The 21,196-nt window shown below is 60.7% G+C and carries 17 protein-coding genes and 1 pseudogene; 10 read left to right on the top strand and 8 right to left on the bottom strand.

Annotation, left to right across the window (positions count from 1 at the left end; genetic code table 11):
- From ACMXYI_RS13450 to edd, 8 genes are all read right to left on the bottom strand, one after another.
- On the bottom strand, positions 1 to 846 hold the full coding sequence (locus tag ACMXYI_RS13450; protein ID WP_415773569.1) for a carbohydrate ABC transporter permease: 846 nt from the start codon (positions 844 to 846) through the stop codon (positions 1 to 3).
- Entirely contained in the window at positions 839 to 1,747 is a 909-nt protein-coding gene (locus tag ACMXYI_RS13445) for a carbohydrate ABC transporter permease (RefSeq protein ID WP_046056150.1), read from the bottom strand. Before ACMXYI_RS13445 ends, ACMXYI_RS13450 begins: the two co-directional genes overlap by 8 nt.
- Positions 1,748 to 1,839: 92 nt before the next feature.
- On the bottom strand, positions 1,840 to 3,141 hold the full coding sequence (locus ACMXYI_RS13440) for an ABC transporter substrate-binding protein (protein WP_415773568.1): 1,302 nt from the start codon (positions 3,139 to 3,141) through the stop codon (positions 1,840 to 1,842).
- Between the two features lie 117 nt (positions 3,142 to 3,258).
- A complete protein-coding gene (locus ACMXYI_RS13435) occupies positions 3,259 to 4,518 on the bottom strand; it encodes an AGE family epimerase/isomerase (protein ID WP_415773567.1) in 1,260 nt (419 codons plus the stop codon).
- A 226-nt stretch (positions 4,519 to 4,744) separates the two neighbouring features.
- A complete protein-coding gene (locus ACMXYI_RS13430) occupies positions 4,745 to 6,214 on the bottom strand; it encodes an ATP-binding protein (protein ID WP_415773566.1) in 1,470 nt (489 codons plus the stop codon).
- Positions 6,204 to 6,935 (bottom strand): response regulator, encoded by a 732-nt coding sequence (locus tag ACMXYI_RS13425; RefSeq protein WP_033056827.1) that lies wholly within the window; start codon positions 6,933 to 6,935, stop codon positions 6,204 to 6,206. Before ACMXYI_RS13425 ends, ACMXYI_RS13430 begins: the two co-directional genes overlap by 11 nt.
- A 177-nt stretch (positions 6,936 to 7,112) precedes the next feature.
- Positions 7,113 to 8,063 (bottom strand): glucokinase, encoded by a 951-nt coding sequence (locus tag ACMXYI_RS13420; RefSeq protein WP_415773565.1) that lies wholly within the window; start codon positions 8,061 to 8,063, stop codon positions 7,113 to 7,115.
- On the bottom strand, positions 8,060 to 9,886 hold the full coding sequence (gene edd / locus ACMXYI_RS13415) for a phosphogluconate dehydratase (RefSeq protein ID WP_046049478.1): 1,827 nt from the start codon (positions 9,884 to 9,886) through the stop codon (positions 8,060 to 8,062). Before edd ends, ACMXYI_RS13420 begins: the two co-directional genes overlap by 4 nt.
- 220 nt (positions 9,887 to 10,106) lie before the next feature.
- On the opposite strand from edd, the gene gap reads away from it, so the two are divergent.
- The 10 genes and pseudogenes from gap (at position 10,107) to ACMXYI_RS13365 (ending at position 21,171) form a co-directional block, all read left to right on the top strand.
- Entirely contained in the window at positions 10,107 to 11,108 is a 1,002-nt protein-coding gene (gene gap, locus ACMXYI_RS13410; protein WP_415773564.1) for a type I glyceraldehyde-3-phosphate dehydrogenase, read from the top strand.
- A 125-nt stretch (positions 11,109 to 11,233) separates the two neighbouring features.
- Complete coding sequence (locus ACMXYI_RS13405; protein ID WP_415773563.1) at positions 11,234 to 11,698, top strand: methylglyoxal synthase; 465 nt, start codon at positions 11,234 to 11,236, stop codon at positions 11,696 to 11,698.
- 90 nt (positions 11,699 to 11,788) lie between these two features.
- Complete coding sequence (locus ACMXYI_RS13400) at positions 11,789 to 12,307, top strand: RNA polymerase sigma factor (RefSeq protein ID WP_033056830.1); 519 nt, start codon at positions 11,789 to 11,791, stop codon at positions 12,305 to 12,307.
- A 124-nt stretch (positions 12,308 to 12,431) separates the two neighbouring features.
- Positions 12,432 to 13,397 carry a FecR family protein gene (locus ACMXYI_RS13395; RefSeq protein WP_415773562.1) on the top strand — a complete coding sequence of 322 codons (966 nt, stop codon included), beginning with the start codon at positions 12,432 to 12,434 and terminating at the stop codon, positions 13,395 to 13,397.
- Between the two features lie 179 nt (positions 13,398 to 13,576).
- Positions 13,577 to 16,141 (top strand): TonB-dependent receptor, encoded by a 2,565-nt coding sequence (locus ACMXYI_RS13390; protein WP_415773561.1) that lies wholly within the window; start codon positions 13,577 to 13,579, stop codon positions 16,139 to 16,141.
- 114 nt (positions 16,142 to 16,255) lie between these two features.
- The gene (locus ACMXYI_RS13385) at positions 16,256 to 16,864 is read left to right on the top strand and encodes a biliverdin-producing heme oxygenase (protein ID WP_415773560.1); all 609 of its coding nucleotides are present in this window, start codon (positions 16,256 to 16,258) and stop codon (positions 16,862 to 16,864) included.
- A gap of 125 nt (positions 16,865 to 16,989) precedes the next feature.
- The gene (locus ACMXYI_RS13380) at positions 16,990 to 17,385 is read left to right on the top strand and encodes a YbaN family protein (RefSeq protein ID WP_415773559.1); all 396 of its coding nucleotides are present in this window, start codon (positions 16,990 to 16,992) and stop codon (positions 17,383 to 17,385) included.
- A 178-nt stretch (positions 17,386 to 17,563) separates the two neighbouring features.
- A pseudogene (locus tag ACMXYI_RS13375) lies at positions 17,564 to 18,796 on the top strand (chemotaxis protein); the annotation flags it as partial.
- Between the two features lie 150 nt (positions 18,797 to 18,946).
- Positions 18,947 to 19,702 (top strand): methyl-accepting chemotaxis protein, encoded by a 756-nt coding sequence (locus tag ACMXYI_RS13370; protein WP_371917827.1) that lies wholly within the window; start codon positions 18,947 to 18,949, stop codon positions 19,700 to 19,702.
- A 137-nt stretch (positions 19,703 to 19,839) separates the two neighbouring features.
- A complete protein-coding gene (locus tag ACMXYI_RS13365; protein ID WP_415773558.1) occupies positions 19,840 to 21,171 on the top strand; it encodes a CoA transferase in 1,332 nt (443 codons plus the stop codon).
- Positions 21,172 to 21,196 lie beyond the last annotated feature (25 nt).

Below are 21,196 nucleotides of genomic sequence, written 5' to 3'. Positions count from 1 at the left end.
TTACCCCTTGACTGCGCCGGCCGTCAGCCCGCGCACGAAATACTTGCCTGCGACCACATAGACCAGCAGGGTCGGCAGCCCGGCGATCATCGCCGCCGCCATATCAACGTTGTATTCCTTGGCCCCGGTACTGGTGTTGACCAAGTTGTTCAACGCCACCGTAATGGGTTGCGAGTCACCGCTGGAGAACACCACACCGAACAGGAAGTCGTTCCAGATCTGGGTGAACTGCCAGATCAGGCAGACCATGATGATCGGGGTGGACATCGGCAGGATGATCAAGCGGAAGATGGTGAAGAAACCCGCGCCATCGAGCCGCGCCGCTTTCACCAGCGCATCGGGAACGCTGACGTAGTAATTACGGAAGAACAGCGTGGTGAACGCCAGGCCGTAGACCACGTGCACGAACACCAGGCCCGTGGTGGTGCTCGCCAGGCCCATCTTGCCGAGGGTGAACGAGGCCGGCAGCAGGACGGTCTGGAACGGCAGGAAGCACCCGAACAGCAGCAAACCGAAGAACAGTTGCGAGCCTCGGAAGCGCCACATCGACAGCACATAGCCGTTCAGCGCACCGATGGCAGTGGAGATCATCACCGCCGGAACGGTGATCTTGATCGAGTTCCAGAAATACCCGTCGACAGTGCCCCAGGCCTTGACCCAGCCAATGCCGCTGACCACGGTCGGCCAGCTCAGCAGGTTGCCGGAGTTGATGTCTTCGGGCGTCTTGAAACTGGTCAACAGCATGACCACCAGCGGTATCAGGTAAAGGAATACGGCAAGGATCAGCACACCGTAGATCGCGATGCGACTCAGGCTGATGGAAGGTTTGGCAGCGAAATTAGTCATGACGCTTGGTCCTCAGCTCGGAGTACAGGTAAGGCACGATGATTGCGAGAATCGCACCGAGCATCAGAATCGCACTGGCCGAACCCATGCCCATCTGGCCGCGACTGAAGGTGAAGGAATACATGAACATCGCAGGCAGGTCGGAGGAGTAACCCGGGCCACCGGCGGTCATTGCCGCCACCAGGTCGAAACTCTTGATCGCGATGTGGGCCAGGATCATGACCGCACTGAAGAACACCGGACGCAGGCTGGGCAACACCACTTTCAGGTAAATCCGCGGCATGCTCGCGCCATCGATCTGGGCGGCACGGATGATCGATTGATCAACGCCACGCAGGCCGGCGAGGAACATCGCCATGATAAAGCCCGAGGCTTGCCATACCGCAGCGATCACCAGGCAGTACACCACGCGGTCCGGGTCAATCAGCCAGTCCAGGCGAAAGCCTTCCCAGCCCCAGTCACGCAACAATTTGTCCAGGCCCATGCCCGGGTTGAGCAGCCACTTCCAGGCGGTACCGGTGACGATCATCGAGAGCGCCATCGGGTACAGGTAAATGGTGCGAATGAAACCTTCGCGACGAATGCGCTGATCAAGAAACACCGCCAGCAGCACACCGATCACCAGGGTGATACCGATGAACATGCCGCCGAAAACCGCCAGGTTCTTGCTCGCTACCCACCAACGGTCGTTGTCGAAAAGCCGCTCGTATTGCGCCAGGCCCGCCCATTTGTAAGTCGGCAGGAAGGTCGACGTGGTGAACGACAGGACGAACGTCCACAGGATATAGCCATAGAAGCCGACCAGGACGATGAACATGCTGGGCGCCAGCACCAGTTTGGGGAGCCAGCGCTGCAGTGCATCGAACGGCGAGGCCTTGCTGAACACAGCAACAGAACTCATGGGAAGATCCCGTACGAAGAGAAAGGATTACAAGCGCCTGCCTGCGTGAGAGCGGGGTTGCCCGCTCCCACGCAAGTCTGCGCAGCTAACGGTTACTTGGCAGCTTTGATGGCCGTGCCGAGCTGCTTGGCGGCAACGGCAGGATCGGCTTTCGGATCGTTGATGAAGTTGGTCACGACATCAAAGAACGCACCTTGTACCGCCAGCGTGGTCGCCATGTTGTGCGCCATGCTCGGCTGCAGGCCGCCGGACTTGGCGTCCGCCAGGAAGTCCTTGGCAGCGGTCTGGGCGCAAGAGTCGAAACCGTACTTGCCCATGTCGCTCAGCATGTCGTTTCGAACCGGGATCGAGCCCTTGTTGATGCTGAAGACTTTCTGGAAGTTCTCACCCAACACGATCTTGGCAATGTCCTGCTGAGCGGCAGCAGTGCCCTTGTCTTTCTGCTTGAACACGGCCAGGGAGTCGATGTTGTAGGTGAAGGCCTTGTCGGTGCCCGGGAAGGCTACGCACTCGTAGTCCTTGCCGGCGACTTTCTTGGCCGCTGTCCACTCGCTCTTGGCCCAGTCACCCATGATCTGCATGCCGGCCTTGCCGTTGATGACCTTGGCCGCTTCCAGGTTCCAGTCCTGACCTTTGCCGTCGGCGTCCATGTAGGTCGCGACTTTCTTCAGCTCGGTCAACGCCTTGACCATTTCAGGACCGGTCAGTGCAGCGTTGTCCAGGTCGACCAGGGCTTTCTTGTAGCCGTCGACGCCCATGACCGAAAGGACCACCGCTTCGAACACGGTGCTGTCCTGCCAAGGCTGGCCGCCGTGAGCAAGCGCAATGAAGCCCGCAGCCTTGAGCTTGTCACCGGCCGCGTAGAATTCCTGAAGGGTGGTTGGTGCTTTTTCGATGCCGGCTTTCTTGAAGACTTCCGGGTTGATCCACAGCCAGTTGACGCGGTGAATGTTCACCGGCACGGCCACGTAATCACCGTCGTACTTCACGGTATCGGAGACTTTCTTGTCGAGCAGGCTGTCCCACTTCTCTGTTTTGGCGGCATCTTTCAAAACGTCGGTGTCGAGCAGACCGGTAGACGCCCATTCCTGGATGTCCGGGCCTTTGATCTGCGCTACGCCCGGCGGGTTACCGGCAACGGCGCGGCTTTTGAGTACGGTCATGGCCGTAGCACCGCCGCCACCGGCGACTGCGCCGTCCTTCCAGGTAAAGCCGTCTTTTTCGACTTGGGCCTTCAGAACATCGACCGCTGCCTTTTCACCACCAGAGGTCCACCAGTGAACGACTTCCACCGAACCTTTGGAATCGGCAGCAAGCGTACTCAGCGGGAATGCAGACAGAGGAAGCAGTGAGGCGAGAGAAATGACAGTAGCGAGGCGAGAAATCGCATTCATCGTGTAGTACCTTTCTTGTTGTTATGCATGCAAGTCTGGTGCTTGCGCTGCATAGGATTTTAAACAGGAGTGATCCCCTCGCAGGTAACGAAGGGACGTTCGAATGTCACCACATGGTTACACAGGAGCGCTCCGGGATAACTGTGCCAGGGCAGTCGCCATGCTCGGTGCCAGAGGCAGGCGCGGGATCAGCACCGCTTGCCAGGCGTGATAAAGGTCGGGTTTGCCGGCCCAGATATCGGCACTCGGGCGATTTTGGGGATCGAGTTCGTGATGCCAGCTGCCATCACATCGGTCGATGAAATGACCGTCACAGAATTCCCAAAACAGTCGGTACCAGCTTTCGTATTGCGCATCGCCTGTGCGTTTAAGCAACGCACTGGCGGCGGCGCTGGCTTCGCAATGGGTCCAGTGCAGACGATGGCGAACCACGGCGCGATTGTCCCAGTCGAGGGTGTAGACAATCCCCGGCGCCCCGTCGACATCCCAGCCGTGACGGCAGTTGTGGTCGAAGAGTTTTTGCGCGTCGGTGGCGAGCCAGCCCGGTGTGAGCATCCCGGCCTTAACCCGCGCCGCTTCAAGATGCAGCATCAACCGGGCCCATTCGAAACCGTGGCCCGGCGTGGTTCCGTAGGGGCGAAAACCATCGGCCGGGTTGTCATGATTGTATTCGCGCAAGGGTTGCCAGTCGCGGTCGAAATGCTCGACCACCAGGTAATCGTTGGCGGCGCCGTGACCATGGATAACCCGCTCGACGATGCGCTGGGCGCGGCTCAGCCAGCGGTTGTCGTCGGTGACATCGGCCAATGCGAGAAATGCTTCAGTGGCGTGCATGTTGCTGTTGGCACCGCGATAGCTTTCCTCTTCACTCCAGTCGCGGTTGAAGGATTCGCGCATCGCGCCCTCCTCCTCACTCCAGAAATGCGCGTCGATGATGTCGATGGCATCGTCGAGCAAGGCCTGTGCGCCGGGACGCTGAGCGACAACCGCAGAACTCGCAGCCAGCGCGACGAAGGCGTGCAGGTAGGCCGCCTTGCCGGTGTTGCCGTCGCGATGTTCGGGGGCAGCGAACCAGCCACCGTGTTCGGCGTCACGCAATGGGCCGCTGAGGGCTTTGATGCCGTGATCCACCAGTTCCGCAAAACCCGGCAAGCCCTGGATGTGGGCCATGGCGAAGCTGTGGGTCATGCGCGCGGTGTTCATGGTTTCAGCTTGAGCGTTGGCCGGGAGGCAGCCCTTTTCATCAAGATTGCCGAAGCCTTCAGGAAGCTTTGAAGCCTTGGCAAACGCCAACAGGCGCAGGCCTTCGGCGGCGAGCCATTGCTGATGGGCGGGGGCGTTCACCCAACTGCTGAATGCGGGTTGGAAGGTGTCCATGGGGTGCCTTTTTTGTTGTTATGACTGGGGGCAGTCTAAACAACGGGCGGTGGTGGGCTTGTAACGAAGGGGGCGAGTTATGTCACTGACTCGTGACATTCACCTTGAGGAATGTGGTGAAGGGTCTGACGTCATCGCGAGCAAGCTCGCTCCCACATTGGATTTGTGTACGACGCGCCTCCCCTGTGGGAACGAGCTTGCTCGCGATGGGCGCGACGCGGTCTAACTAATCAACACTACGAGGCAAATGCAACGTCACCCGCAACCCACCCTCACGCAAATTCTGCAGGCTGACCTCCCCCCCATGGCTATGCGCAATATTTCGCGCAATCCCCAACCCCAACCCATAACCCTGCTGCTGCCCGGCCAGGCGGAAGTGCGGTTCGAACACCTGCTCCATCCGCTGTTCCGGCACCCCGGGCCCTTCATCGTCCACATGCAGGATGAACGCACTCTGGTCGTCATCAATGTGCAAATGCGCTTTCTGCCCATACTTCAGGGCATTGTCGATCAGGTTGCCGATGCAACGCTTGAGCGCCAGTGGCTTCCCCGGATACGCCGCCAGCGCACGCCCTTGCTGGGTAACGCGACCATTGCCGTTGGGTGCCAGATACGGCTCCACCAGACAATCAAGTACATGGTTGAGGTCTACCGGTTCGATGTTTTCGTGGATGTCGGTGTCTTTCACGCATTGCAGCGCGCCTTTGACCAGCAGCTCCAGCTCATCCAGATCACGGCCGAACTTGGCTTGCAGCGTTTCGTCTTCGAGCAATTCAACCCGCAACCGCAAGCGGGTAATCGGCGTGCGCAAGTCATGGGAAATCGCGCTGAACAACTGGCTGCGCTCGGTCAGGTAACGGCTGATGCGTTCGCGCATCGCATTGAAGGCGCGGCCGACCTCGACCACTTCACTGCCCCCCCCCTCGGCCACTGGCTCGACTTCCGCGCCCAGGGACATGTCCCGGGCAGCCCGCGCCAAACGCTTGAGCGGCCGGCTCTGCCAGTGCACCAGCAGGCCAATAAACAACAGCAAGAAGCCGCTGGTGAGCACGATGAACCAGACTTGCTGCGCCGGCAGGCCTTGTTCTTCAAGACTGGTGTAGGGCTCGGGCAACAGCGAGGCGATGTACAGCCACTCGCCCGGTGCCATCTGGATTTGCGTGACCAATACCGGCGGGTTCACCGGCTCCAGGGTCAGCGCGTAATGCGCCCAGGAGCGCGGCAATTCATCGAGCTTCAGTCCGCTGTTGAAGATCCGCAGGTCTTCGGGGCTAACGAAGGTCACCGAGATGTCCGTGTCCTGGCCCAGGGACTGGCGCAGCACTTCGTCCACCGCTTTGAGCACCGCTTCTTTGCGCGGGGTGATCGGCAGCACTTCCATGCCCAAGGGTTTGTCGTTGAGCGTCACCACAAAACGAGTACCGCCCATGCTGCGCAACTGGTCGAGTACCAATGGCCGAAACGCTACCGGCAAAGAGCGGAAGTAACTGACGCTGGCCGTCATCGAATGAGCGAGGCTTCGGGCGCTGGTGACCAGGCCTTCAAGCTGGGTGGCGCGCAGTTGCGAGACCCAGATCACGCTCGACAGCGTCTGGGCGAACAGCACCGCCAACAGCGTCAGCAGCAACATCCGCCCGAGCAGAGAACGCGGCACGGGAATCCGTGCGACGAGCTTGCGGAAAAACTCAGTGGCCATTGCTGGCAACCACATTGGCGGCCAGTTGGTAGCCACTGCCGCGCACGGTACGGATCAGCCGCGCTGGTTTTTCGGTGTCGCGCAGACGCTGGCGCAAACGGCTGACGGCCATGTCGACGATGCGATCCAGCGGCATCAAATCGCGGCCACGGGTGGCGTTGCCGATGGTGTCGCGGTCGAGGATTTCCTGAGGGTGATCGAGGAACAGTTTCAGCAGCGCGAAATCGGCGCCGGAGAGAATCACTTCTTCGCCGTCGATGTGGAACAGGCGATGGCTGACCATGTCCAGCCGCCAGTCATCGAAGGCCAGCACTTCACTGCCGGAACGTTCCTGCCCGAACTGCGCGCGGCGCAACAAGGCTTTGATGCGCGCCTGCAATTCACGTGGGCTGAAGGGTTTGCCGAGGTAATCGTCGGCGCCCAATTCCAGACCGATGACGCGGTCGGCCTCGTCGGAACTGGCGGTGAGCATAATGATCGGCACCTGCGCCTGACGCGGGTGCTGACGGATCCAGCGGCAGAGGCTGAAGCCGTCTTCGTCCGGGAGCATCACGTCGAGGATCACCAGATCGCTCGGTGCCTCGTTCATCGCCTGACGAAAGCCTGCACCATCGGGCGTGGTGCGAACCTGGAAACCGGCGCGGGTCAGGTAGGTGTCCAGCAACTCGCGTATCTCTTGATCGTCATCGACCAACAAAATCGACTTGTTGACTGAGCTCACAGGGGCGGCATCCTTGTTGTTTGAATTGGGCGGATTATGCCTGATGGACCTTGAATATTTGTTGTCTGTTCTGGCCTCATCGCGAGCAAGCTCGCTCCCACAAGGGATAAATACATATTCTGAAAATGTAAGTAATCCTGTGGGAGCGAGCTTGCTCGCGATGAAGGCGACTCGGTCTTAGGCCTGGTCGAGCGCCACACCCGCGCCCATCAAGCCGGAATACGGCGCCGTCACCAGCCACACAGGGATGCCTTTGAAGTAATCGCTCATGCAGCCCTTGTCGGCAAAGCACCGGGCAAAGCCGCTTTCGATGAAGAAATCGGCGAACCGCGGAATCACCCCACCGACGATGTACACGCCACCCCGTCCGCCCGTGGTCAGCACGTTGTTGCCGGCCACGCGACCCAGCCAGCAGCAGAACTGCTCAAGCACTTCCAGGGCAATCGGGTCGCCGGCCAGGCCGGCCGCGGTAATCGACTCGGGGGAATCCAGCACAGGCTCATGACCGTCCACCGCACAAATCGCCCGGTAAACCCGAGGCAAACCGCTGCCGCTCAACGCCGTTTCAGCGCTGACATGGCCGATCTCATTGAAGATGTGCTGCCACAGTTGAGTTTCCCGCGGACTGCTCAGCGGCAAATCGACGTGACCGCCCTCCCCCGGCAACGCGGCAAACCGCCCTTCACCGAGATCGAGCAACGTGCCTACACCGAGGCCAGTCCCCGGACCGATCACCACCGCCGGCCGCAATGGTTCCGGCGTGCCTTCGCAGACCACCCGAAACTCGTCCGGCTGCAAACGGGTCATGCCCAGCGCCATCGCCGAGAAGTCGTTGACCAGCAACAGTTGATCCACCTGCAAGGTCTTGCAGAAACCCTTGCGGCTGAGTCGCCAGTGATTGTTGGTGAACTTGAATTCATCGCCGCTCACCGGGCCGGCCACCGACAGGCACACCGAACCGATCGAACCCGGCACCAGGCCAAGCCCGCTCAGGTAGAGAGCAATCGCCTCTTCCGGGCTGGCGTGGTCGGCCGTTGCCAGCACCTGGATCGATTCCAGCTGCTGGTTTTTCCACAACGCGAAACGTGCGTTGGTCCCACCGATGTCACCGACCAAAGCCAGTTTCAATTAAGCGTCTCCAGGGCAGAAGTAAAGGCGCTGGCGCCCTGCTCTGCGGAGCTGAAGGCCATGCGCATGAAACCAAACAGTTCGCGACCGCTGCCGATGTTATTGCCCAACAGGCCCTTGGCAGGTTCGCGCGCTGCGAATTCGTCGGCGTCCACCTTAAGCTCCAGGGTGCCTTTGACGCCATCGACGCGGATGATATCGCCCTCTTGCACCCGCGCCAAAGCGCCGCCCACATACGCTTCGGGGCTGACGTGAATCGCCGCCGGGATTTTCCCCGACGCACCGGACATGCGCCCGTCGGTGACCAGCGCGACTTTGAAGCCGCGATCCTGCAGCACGCCAAGGAATGGCGTCATCTTGTGCAGCTCCGGCATGCCGTTGGAACGCGGGCCCTGGAAGCGCATCACCGCGACGAAATCCTTCTCGAGCAAACCGGCCTTGAATGCATCGGCCAGATCCTGCTGATCCTGGAACACCATGGCCGGTGCTTCGACGACCTGGTTTTCCAACGCGACGGCGGACACTTTCATGACACCGCGGCCGAGGTTGCCTTCCATCACCCGCAAGCCGCCCTCTGGCGAGAACGCACGAGCGACCGGACGCAGGATGGTTTCGTCGAGGCTTTCGATCGGACCTTCGCGCCAAACCAGCTCGCCGTTTTCGAGGAACGGTTCCATGGTGTAGCGGCTCAGGCCGTGGCCCAGCACCGTGTTGACGTTTTCGTGCAGCAGCCCGGCTTCCAGCAGTTCGCGGATCAGGAACGACATGCCCCCCGCCGCCTGGAAGTGGTTGATGTCGGCTTTGCCGTTCGGGTAGACGTGGCTCAGGGTCGGCACCACCTCGGAGAGGTCGGCCATGTCTTGCCAGGTCAGTTGAATGCCCGCCGCCATGGCGATCGCCGGCATGTGCAGCGTGTGATTGGTCGAGCCGCCGGTGGCGTGCAGGGCCACGATGGAGTTGACCAGCGAACGTTCGTCGACGATTTCGCCGATCGGCATGAAGTCGCCGCTCTGCTTGGTCAGACGCGTGACTTGATGCGCCGCTTCGCGGGTCAGGGCATCACGCAACGGGGTGTTCGGGTTGACGAAAGAGGCGCCCGGCAAGTGCAGGCCCATGACTTCCATCAGCAACTGGTTGGTGTTGGCGGTGCCGTAAAAGGTGCAGGTACCCGGGCTGTGGTAGGACTTCATCTCCGATTCCAGCAGCTCTTCGCGGCTGGCCTTGCCTTCGGCGTAGCGCTGACGCACGTCGGCTTTCTGCTTGTTGGAAATGCCCGAAACCATCGGCCCGCCCGGCACGAAGATCGTCGGCAGATGACCGAAACGCAACGCGCCCATCATCAGGCCCGGCACGATCTTGTCGCAGATGCCGAGCATCAGCGCGCCATCGAACATGTTGTGGGACAGCGCCACGGCGGTGGACAGCGCAATCACTTCGCGGCTCGGCAGGCTCAGTTCCATGCCCGGCTCGCCTTGGGTCACGCCATCGCACATGGCGGGGGTGCCGCCGGCGAACTGGCCAACGGAGCCGATTTCGCGCAGGGCTTTTTTGATCTGTTCAGGAAAGACTTCGTACGGCTGGTGCGCCGAGAGCATGTCGTTATAGGACGACACAATCGCAATGTTCGCGGAGTTCATCATCCGCAGACTGTTTTTGTCGTCGGTGCCGCAACCGGCTACGCCGTGGGCGAAGTTGGCGCATTGCAGCTTGCCGCGCATGGGACCGTCGCTGGCAGCACCACGAATCAGTGCAAGGTAAGCCTCACGCGTGGCGCGGCTGCGGGCGATAAGCCGTTCGGTGACCTCAAGGACGCGGGGATGCATGTTTAGAACTCCAGGCTAACGGATGTGGCGACCTGATTGTCTATGCTGAACAAGAGCCGTTGTCGATGGGATGACAGACGGTTTTCTTGATCGGTCGGACCAGTTGATTCAGGTCACTCGTTGTAGATTGAACAAAATATTGCCATTAAAAAGGCTTGTTTTCTATTTTTATGCGAATAATCTTGTAATTCCAACAACAAAACGACGGCGGCCCTGTTAAATGACTCTTCGAATCGCAATCAATGGTTTTGGCCGAATTGGCCGTAACGTCCTGCGCGCACTGTATACCCAAGGGTATCGCCAGGATCTGCAGATCGTTGCCATCAATGACCTGGGCGACAGCGCGATGAACGCTCATCTGCTCAAGTACGACACTGTTCATGGCACGTTCGATGCCGATGTCCAGCACGATCAGGAAAGCCTGACCGTCAACGGCGACCGTATTTCTGTCAGCGCCATTCGTAATCCGGCCGAACTGCCTTGGGCTGCCGAGAAGGTCGACGTCGTATTCGAATGCACCGGTTTGTTCACCGACCGCGACAAAGCCGCCGCGCATATTACGGCCGGCGCACGCAAAGTGATCATCTCGGCCCCGGCCAAAGGCGCCGACGCCACGGTGGTGTATGGCGTTAACCACGACATTCTGCGCCAATCGCACCAGATCATTTCCAATGCGTCGTGCACCACCAACTGCCTGGCCCCGGTGGCCCAGGTGTTGCACCGCGAGCTGGGTATCGAAAGCGGTCTGATGACCACGATCCACGCCTACACCAACGATCAGCACCTGACCGACGTCTATCATGTCGACCCGTATCGTGCGCGTTCGGCCACCCAGAACATGATCCCGAGCAAAACCGGCGCGGCTGAAGCAGTCGGTCTGGTGCTGCCGGAACTGGCGGGCAAACTGACCGGTATGTCGGTGCGCGTGCCGGTGATCAACGTGTCGCTGGTGGACCTGACCGTGCAACTCAAACGCGAAGCGTCGGCCGATGAAGTGAACGCGCTGCTGAAAGAAGCCAGCCAGCACTCGAAGATTCTTGGCTACAACACCCTGCCGCTGGTTTCCAGCGACTTCAACCACAACCCGCTGTCGTCGATCTTTGACGCCAACCACACCAAGGTCAGCGGCAAGCTGCTCAAGGTACTGGCCTGGTACGACAACGAATGGGGCTTCTCCAACCGCATGCTCGATAACTGCCTGGCGCTGTGCAACGCAGAGTAAGCCACGCGGACCTGTAGGAGCTGCCGAAGGCTGCGATCTTTTGATCTTAAGCGTCGGCGTCCCGCCGAAAAGATCGCAGCCTTCGGCAGCTCCTACGCAGCGCATTACGCCTCGGAGCAGCACCGATGATCGGTATCAGCTTTACGCAAAAGACCATGGCAGCGCGCAAGCGTATTGCCCTGGTCGCCCATGACCACTGCAAGGTGTTTTTGCTGGACTGGGCCGAGCGGCAGAAAGAAAGGCTCGCACAGCATGAACTGGTCGCCACCGGCACCACCGGGTTGTTGTTGCAACAACGCCTGGATTTGCCTGTGGAGAGCATGATCAGCGGTCCGTTAGGCGGCGACCAGCAACTCGGCGCGCGAATCGCCGAGCAGCGGGTCGACATGCTGGTGTTCTTCTGGGACCCGTTCGAACCACAGCCGCACGACCCGGACATCAAGGCGTTGCTGCGAGTCGCGGCGGTCTGGAACATTCCCGTCGCCTGCAACGAATGCAGCGCCGACTACCTGCTCAGCAGCCCGATGATGGAGCAGGCGCACGAACATCGGATCCCCGATTACGCGACCTATCTGCTGGGCCGCGCCTAGCCCTTCGAAAATCAGCTTCACAAATCAATACTTGACCACTCGAGCGGATGATAAGCATTATCATTCGCTCGAAATGGATCAGGTCCTCCCGTGAGTCAATCTCGCTTCAATCACGTCTTCATTGCCCAGCGAGTCTCTCTGCTGCGCACGTTGGAGCGGATGGTCAACAATCACAGCACCGCCGAAGACCTCCTGCAGGAGACCTACCTGCGAGTGACCCGGGCGCTCAGTGAGCGGGCCATCGATCACCTTGAGCCCTTCGTTTTCCAGACCGCCCGCAACCTGGCGCTGGACCATTTGCGTGCGCGGCGCATCCAGTCCCGCACGATGCTCGACGACGTGCCGCTGGACGTGGTGGAAAGCGTCGCCGCCCCCGCCAGCAGTGCCGAGGACGCCGCCCATGCCGAACAATTGCTCGAGCGTTTGAACGTGAGCCTCAATGAACTCAGCGCCCGTCAGCAGCAGATTTTCATCCTCAGTCGTCTGCACGGGCACAGCTATCTGGAGATCGCCGAGAAGCTCGGCGTGTCATTGAGCACGGTGCAAAAGGAGCTGAAACTGATCATGGCGATCTGCATCGGCGTGGCCGAACGGTTAAACGGCGACTGAATCTGTAGGTTTATTCTCTATGCGAGAGGATGACCTGCACTGACAATCGGGCTTTGGTACCCTTGCCCCACTTTCAAGCTTCACTAAAAAAACAGCGGTGCCAAGACACTGCCGAGGAAACACCGTGACGGACACCCACCGCTCCCTTCCGCCCTCCCCGGCGCGGGACCCCGCAAGCGCGATGGACCAGGCCCTGGACTGGCTGATCGTGCTGGACAGTCCGAGCGAGGAACAGACCCGACAGTTTCACGATTGGCTGGCCGCCCATCCGTCGCATGCCGAAGCGTTCGCCAAGGCTCAGGCGATCTGGGAGGGCCCGCAGGTCGTGCAGTGCGCGCAAAGCCTGGCCGCCCGGCCGACGAAAGTGACCGTCCTGTCGCGCCTGCGCCCCCACTGGAAACCCTTGGCCACCGCCGCCGTGCTGATCCTCGGTTTGTTCAGCTTCAGCAATCTGCCGGTACGCCTGCAGGCTGATCACCTGACCGTGGTCGGTGAACGCCAGCGGCTGCAACTGGAGGATGGCTCGAAGGTCCTGCTCAATACCAATTCGGCCTTCTCCAGCACCATCAACGATCAACAGCGCATGGCCCGTTTGTATCAGGGCGAGGCATTTTTCGAGGTGGCGGCCAATCGCGGCCAGCCGCTGGAAATCGACGCCGGGCCGGTCAAGGCCAGCGTGCGGGACACCGCCTTTGCGGTGCGCTATCTGGACGGCGTGGCACAGGTTCGAGTGCAGCGTGGGGACGTCGACTTGCGAGCGACCCGCGACGACGCGCGAATTCGCTTGTCCGCCGGAGAAAGCATCCGCATCGGCCCCAACGGTTTTGATCGGCCCACCAAACTCGATGCCGCGACCGACCTGGCGTGGGTCCAGGGTCGACTGGTGTTCGAAAACTGCCCGCTGAGCCAGGTCCTGGCGGAGCTGCGTCGTTACTACCCAGGCTGGATCATCAACAACAACGAGCAGTTGGCCGACATCGCCGTCACCGGCAATTACCGCCTCGACCAGCCGTTGGACGTGGTCCGTTCGCTGGCCCACATCACCTCGGCACGACTTCAGGAATTCCCGGCGCTGGTGATTTTGAACTAGGGGGCGTTCTCAATTAGTTTCCCCGCGGTGGGGAAACTAATTGAGAACACCCCCTAGATGAGAATTATTTTTACTCGATAGCCGAACCCCGTACGTCTCGTTATAGCCAATGCAATTGATTCGCATCTTCAGATGCCAATCAGCACCTATAAAGATTCGTGCGACACGGAGCGCTATCGATGTCCTCTCGCCTTACCCGCCAACCTTCTTCACCTTCTCGCGTGCTGTCGCTGCTGACCGCCGCCATCCTGATGGCCGGCAGCGCGCAGCTCTGCGCCGCCACCGCTGCAGAGCAACCGACCCGCAACATGGGCGATTACGCGTTCGCCATCCCTCAGCAGTCGCTGGTCTCGGCACTCAATGCCTTTACCGCCGTGACCGGTTGGCAGGTCGGCTTGCCGGCAGAACTGGCTGAAGGCGTAGCCTCGCCGGGCGTACGGGGTTCGCTGCCGCCAGAGAAAGCCCTCGATCGCCTGTTGGTGGGGACCAACCTGAGCTATCGCAAACTGGGCACCAACAACATCGTGTTGGAGAAGCGCAGCAACAGCAACGCGCTCAACCTGGACCAGGTGACCATCAGCGCCACTCGCCAGGAACAGGATGTGAACAACGTGCCTAGCACCGTCACTGTCCAGACCCGCGAAGAGCTGGACCGCAACAACGTCAATACCATCAAGGATCTGGTGCGCTACGAGCCCGGTGTTTCGGTGGGCGGCGCCGGCCAACGCGCCGGCCTCACTGGCTACAACATCCGCGGCATCGACGGCGACCGCGTACTGACCCAGATCGACGGTGTGCAGGTGCCCGATAGCTTCTTCAACGGTCCTTACGCCCAGACCAACCGCAACTACGTCGACCCCGAGATCGTCAAGCGCGTCGAGATCCTGCGTGGCCCGGCGTCGGTGCTCTACGGCAGCAACGCCATCGGCGGCGCGGTCAGCTACTACACGCTGGACCCGGACGACATCATCAAGCCGGGCAAGGATGTCGGCGCGCGCCTGAAAACCGGCTACAGCTCGGCCGACGACAGCTGGCTGACCTCTGGCACGGTGGCCGGCCGCACCGGCGACTTCGACGGGCTGTTGCACTTGAGTCAGCGCAATGGTCATGAAACAGAGTCCTACGGTGAAACCGGCGGAACCGGCCTGAACCGCACCGAGGCCAACCCCGAGGACGTGCGCACCACCAACGTGCTGGCCAAACTGGGCTGGGACTACGCCGACGATGCGCGCTTCGGTCTGACCTACGAACACTACAAGGACGACCGCGACACCAACCAGCTGAGCGCGGTGGGCGGACCGTTCAACGCAGGACGCGGTTTCGGCTTCTACAAATCCCGTACCGGCAACGACACGGTCACCCGCGAACGCTTCGGTCTGGAACACAGCTTCGGCCTGGACAGCGTCCTGGCTGACAACATCAAGTGGACGCTGAACTACCAGATCGCCAAGACCGACCAGAGCACCGAAGAAATCTACGCGCCGTCACGCACCGTGCTGCGCAACCGCGATACCACCTACAAGGATCGCCAATGGGTGTTTGATGCCCAGGCTGACAAGTCGTTCGCCATCGCCGACACCGACCACCGCATCACCTATGGCACGACCATCAAACAGGACAAAGTCACTGGTCTGCGTACCGGTAGCGGCACCTGCCTGACCGTAGCCGGCGCTTGCCGGGTCATCGGTGCCGCCAGCGCCGCGGACACACTGAAACCGGCCAGCGACTTCCCGGATCCGACCATCAACAGCTACAGCCTGTTTGCCCAGGATCAGATCAGTTGGGGCAACTGGACCTTCCTGCCCGGCGCACGCTACGACTACACCGAGCTCAAGCCGCACATCACCGACGAGTTCCTGGTCACCGCCGACCAAAGCGGCAACGGCGTGGTGAGTGACAAGACGAAGACCTGGCATCGTCTGTCGCCAAAATTCGGCACCACCTATAGTTTCAACGACAACTACACCTGGTATGGCCAATACGCCGAAGGCTTCCGCACGCCGACCGCCAAAGCCCTTTACGGTCGCTTTGAAAACCTGGCCGGCGGTTATCAGGTCGCGCCAAATCCCGACCTGGAACCGGAAAAGAGCAAGAGCTATGAAACCGGCCTGCGCGGCCAGTTCGAGGCAGGCACTTTCGATGTGGCGGTGTTCTACAACAAATACCGCGACTTCATCGACGAGAACGCCATCACGCCTGGCTACACCGAGACCACATTCCAGAGCAACAACATCGCGCACGCCACCATCAAAGGCGTGGAGCTCAAGGGTCGCCTGAACCTGGACAGCTTTGGCGCCCCGACTGGTCTCTATACCCAAGGCTCGGTGGCCTACCTGTATGGCCGAAACGATGACAGCGGCCAGCCGCTGAACAGCATTAACCCGCTGACCGGCGTGTTCGGCCTGGGTTACGACCAGAACAACTACGGCGCCCTGTTGAGCTGGACACTGGTCAAGCGCAAAACCCGCGTCGACAGCACCAGCTTCAAAACCCCTGACGGCACCAGCACTCAGTTCAAGACGCCGGGTTATGGCGTGCTCGACCTGACCGGCTTCTACAAGGTTACCGACGACGTAACCGTCAACGCCGGTTTGTACAACCTGACCAACAAGAAGTACTGGCAGTGGGATGACGTGCGCGGTTACGACAGCGTCGGCGAAGCCTCGGTCACTCAACCGGCCAACCTCGATCGCCTGACTCAACCGGGCCGCAACTTCGCGATCAATCTGGTCTGGGATATCTGACCCTGCCACCTCACTGCGCTGCTTTTAGAGAAGTGGCGCAGTGAGGTTTTTTTACTGTCTGGCGCCACGTCATTCGTCTCGTTACCAAGCGCCTCTTTTTCTCAAGGACTTCTCATGACCACTCAGGACACTGCTCAACGCCCTGCTCTGCGTTCGCAACGTTTGAACCAGATCACAAACGAGCCTCACACCAAGCTCGATGCCTTGGTCAAAGCCCACGCACCGTTTGAATCCCAGGCCAACTTCGCGCGTTTCGTGGTGGCTCAATATTTGTTTCAGTCAGAACTGGTGTCGCTGTACAACGATGCCGAATTGACCGCCATCGCCCCGGACCTGCCAGCTCGCTGCCGTGCTGAAGCGGCCAAGGCGGATCTGGCGGACCTGGAAACTGAAGTTCCAGCGCCAGTCGCCGGTGCCGTGAAGAATCCAACCAAAGCCGAGGCGCTGGGTTGGCTGTTCGTCTCGGAGGGTTCGAAACTTGGCGCGGCCTTCCTGATCAAGCGTGCTATCGGTCTCGGCTTGAGCGAAACCTTTGGTGCCCGCCATCTCGGTGAACCGGCCGGTGGTCGCGCTGAAGGCTGGAAGAGCTTCGTCAAAACCCTCGACGGGCTGGAACTCAGCGCGCAAGAAGAAGCCGAGTTGGATAAAGGCGCTATCGACGCGTTCAACCGCTTTACCGTTTTGCTGGAACAGGCTTACACCAGCACCCCTGAACTCGCCTGACTGAATGCATTTCCCTGTGGGAGCGAGCTTGCTCGCGATGGCAATCTGTCAATCACTGAAAGGGGGAATGTTAGTCCGCCATCGCGAGCAAGCTCGCTCCCACAGGGTTCTTGCCGACTGAGCCAATGCCTCAACCAGCCTCTTCAAAACTTGCCCGCCTACTGTTCGGTCTGCTCGCCTACATCAGCCTGGGCATCGGCCTGATCGCCATCGTCGTACCCGGCCTGCCGACCACCGAGTTCATCCTGCTGGCCGCCTGGGCCGCGACCAAAAGTTCTCCGCGCTTGAGCGCCTGGCTGGAAAACCATCGGCTGTTCGGTTCCATCCTGCGCAACTGGCGCAACGGCAAAATCATCGCCCGCCGAGCCAAGGTCAGCGCCACCGTCAGCATGCTGCTGTGCGCCGCGTTGATGCTGGTGATGCTCGATCCTGGCTGGCCGATATTTCTGGCGATTGCGGGCATGAGCCTGGGCAATCTGTGGATCTGGTCGCGGCCGGAATCGCTGCCGAAAATCTCCTGAATTTCTGCCCTTTTCAGGGCATTTTCCTGCGCAAACGTTCACCTATTACCGTTCGTCGGCTTCGCGTTCATGCAACCTGCGCCCACGCCGATGTGCATTAAATGGCGCTGAATGGACTTGGCGAATTGGGTCGATCCCGACTCACAGCCAACACCTCATCCATTCGCGAGCTCGTCCTATGTTCGACTCTCTCTCCATCCGCCTGAAAACCGTCCTGCTGTCCGGTCTGTGCCTGCTGGGCGTGGTCGTCCTGATCGTCGGCATGAACATCTACCAGACCGATCAGAACGATGAACTGGTCAGCGCCTCCAGCAGCAAGATGCTCACCGCCAGCGTGCAGAACCTGCTCCAGGCCAAGGCCGCCGAGCAAGCGGTGCGGGTGCAGAAGACCTTCGGCGAAAGCCTGCTGGTGGTGACCGCCCTGGCCGATCAGATCGAGGACATGCGCAACATGGCGAGCAAGCGCTCCCTTGACGCCGGCGCCCTGCGTGAAGAGTTGAACCAGAGCCTGAAAACCGCCTTCGAGCGCAACAGCAAAGTGCTCGGCATCTGGCTGGCATTCGAACCCAACGGCCTCGACGGCAAGGACAGCGAGTTCGCCAACGATGCCGCTCGCCAATCCAACGAAGCCGGTCGTTTCGCCAGCTACTGGAGCCGTGCCGGCGGTGTCGGGATCAACACGATCATGGTCGAAGACGACATGACCAAAACCACCTTGAGCCTCAGCGGCACACCCTATAACAGCTGGTACACCTGCCCTCGCGACAGCAAGCGCACCTGCCTGCTGGACCCATATGCCGATACCGTCGCCGGCAAGGAAATGCTGATGACCACCATTTCTGTACCGCTGCTGGTGGATGGCAAATCCATCGGCGTGGTCGGTGTGGACATTGCCCTCGACGCGCTGCAAGCGGCGGCTGTCGATTCCCATCGTGATCTGTTCAACAGCGCCGGGCACATGCTGATTGTCTCCGGCAGCGGCGTACTCGCCGGTTACAGCGTCGACGCGAGCAAGGTCGGCAAAAGCATTGGTGAAACCCTGGGCGCAGACGGCAAGGACGTCCTGCAATTGCTCAGCGCTGGCACGCCGAAGATTCTTGAACAGGGCGACCTGATCCGCGCGGTGTACCCGGTCAGTCCGATTGCCGAGTCCAAAGCCTGGGGTGTGGTGATCGACCTGCCGAAACAAGTGTTGCTGGCCGACTCGGTGAAGTTGCAAGCCGTACTCGATGACGCCCAGCAAAGCGGCACGATCCAAGCCGTTTTGGTGGCGGTGATTGCCGGTCTGGTCGGACTGTTGCTGATCTGGCTCACGGCGTCCGGCGTGACCCGGCCGATCAACAGCGTGGCCGAGATGCTCAAGGCGATTGCCAGCGGCGACGGCGACCTGACGCAACGTCTGCACTACAGCAAGAAAGACGAACTGGGCGAACTGGTGAGCTGGTTCAACCGTTTCCTCGACAAGCTGCAACCGACCATCGCGCAGATCAAACAAAGCATCACCGATGCACGCGGCACCGCCGACCAGTCTTCGGAAATCGCCCGCCAGACCAGCGAAGGCATGCAGGTGCAGTTCCGCGAAATAGACCAGGTCGCCACCGCGTCCAACGAAATGAGCGCCACCGCCCACGACGTCGCCAACAGTGCCTCGAACGCGGCTAACGCGGCCAAGGGTGCCGACCAGTCGGCTCGCGACGGCATGCAGATCATCGAACGCAGCACCCGCGACATCAATCAACTGGCCGACGAAGTCAGCAAGGCCGTGACCGAAGTCGAAGCGTTGGCGGTCAACAGCGAGCAGATCGGCTCGGTGCTGGAAGTGATCCGCAGCATCGCCGAACAAACCAACCTGCTGGCGCTCAACGCGGCGATTGAAGCGGCGCGGGCCGGCGAGAGCGGTCGCGGGTTTGCGGTGGTCGCCGATGAAGTGCGCAACCTGGCCAAACGTACGCAAGATTCGGTGGAAGAAATCCGCATCGTGATCGAGCGCATCCAGACCGGCACTCGCGGCGTGGTGGCCACGATGCATTCGAGCCAGACTCAAGCTCACAGCAATGCCGGGCAGATCCAGCAAGCCGTCCAGGCCTTGAGCAAAATCAGCGACGCGGTGACGGTCATCAGCGACATGAACCTGCAAATCGCCAGCGCCGCCGAACAGCAAAGCGCGGTGGCCGAAGAGGTCAACCGCAACGTCTCGGCGATCCGCACCGTCACCGAAACCCTGACCGGCCAGGCCACCGAGTCTGCGCAGATCAGCAGCCATCTCAACTCGTTGACCTCCCACCAGATGAAATTGATGGATCAGTTTCGCGTGTAGTGATCGTTCCCACGCTCCGCGTGGGAATGCAGCCCGGGACGCTCCGCGTCCCAAGCGGACGCAGAGCGTCCATTGAGGCATTCCCACGCAGAGCGTGGGAACGATCTATCATAAAGCCCTCTTCCGGAGGGCCTTCGATGACTGATTTACTCACGTCCATTCAAGCCGCACTCGGCTTGCCTCACACCCAGGTCAAGTTCACCTCGAGCGGCGCCCTGCCCTCAGCGTTTGCCGTCACTGACCTGGCGTGCGCCAGCATTGCCGCTGCCGGCCAGGCTGTCAGCGAATGGTTGCAGCAACAAACCGGTCGCTTGCCCAGCCTTGAGGTCGACCGCCGACTGGCCTCTTTCTGGTTCGCCACGTCGATCCGCCCGGTAGGCTGGAGCGTCCCACCGCTGTGGGATCCGGTCGCCGGTGACTACGCGGCCAAAGACGGATGGATCCGCCTGCACACCAACGCGCCCCATCACCGCGCCGCTGCCGAAAAAGTGCTCGGCGCCTGTGCCGACCGTGCCGCGATGGCGAGCAAGGTTGCTCAATGGGCTAAAAGCGATCTGGAGCTGGCCGTGGTCGATGCCGGTGGCTGCGCCGCCGAGATGCGTAGCTGGGCGCAATGGCAGGCGCATCCCCAAGGTCAGGCGGTGAACGCCGAACCGCTGATTCAGTTTGCTGAAAACAGCCGCCAGAACGCGAAACCGTGGCAAGGCTCGGTGGCGCAACCGCTGGCCGGGATCAAGGTGCTGGATTTGACCCGAGTGCTCGCCGGACCGATCGCCAGCCGTTTTCTGGCAGGCCTCGGTGCCGACGTTTTGCGCATCGATCCACCGACCTGGAACGAACCCGGCGTGGTGCCGGAAGTCACCCTGGGCAAACGCTGCGCGCACCTGGACCTGCACGACAAGACGGATCGCGCGGTGTTCGAAAGCCTGCTCAAGGACGCTGACATTCTGCTCCATGGCTACCGCGCCGATGCACTGGAACGCCTGGGCTACGGCGTCGCCGAACGCCAGAAACTGGCGCCCGGCCTGATCGACGTCAGCCTCAATGCTTACGGTTGGAGCGGCCCGTGGCAGAACCGCCGCGGCTTCGACAGCCTGGTACAAATGAGCAGCGGAATCGCCGACGCCGGCATGCAGTGGAAGCGCGCGGACAAGCCGACGCCATTACCCTTGCAAGCGCTCGATCATGCCACCGGGTATTTGATGGCGGCCAGTGCGATTCGATTGTTGGGGCGTAGTGGATCGGCGCGGTTGTCGTTGGCGCGTACGGCGAAGTTGTTGATTGAAAACGGCCGGGGAACAGATGAGCCGTTGCGGGCGGAGGATGACAACGATCAGGGGCTGTTGGTTGAACAGACGCCTTGGGGACCGGCGCATCGACTTCATGTGCCATTGAAAATAACGGGCACACCGTTGCAGTGGGCACTTGCTGCTGGAGAATTAGGTTCACATCGCCCGCAGTGGTGGTGACTGCCGGATGATCGTTCCCACGCTC

The sequence above is a fragment of the Pseudomonas lyxosi genome (genome assembly GCF_047758685.1).
GTDB lineage: Bacteria > Pseudomonadota > Gammaproteobacteria > Pseudomonadales > Pseudomonadaceae > Aquipseudomonas > Aquipseudomonas lyxosi.
The sequence above is the reverse complement of the archived record's forward strand: the minus strand, read 5'-3'. Positions and strand labels throughout refer to the sequence as shown.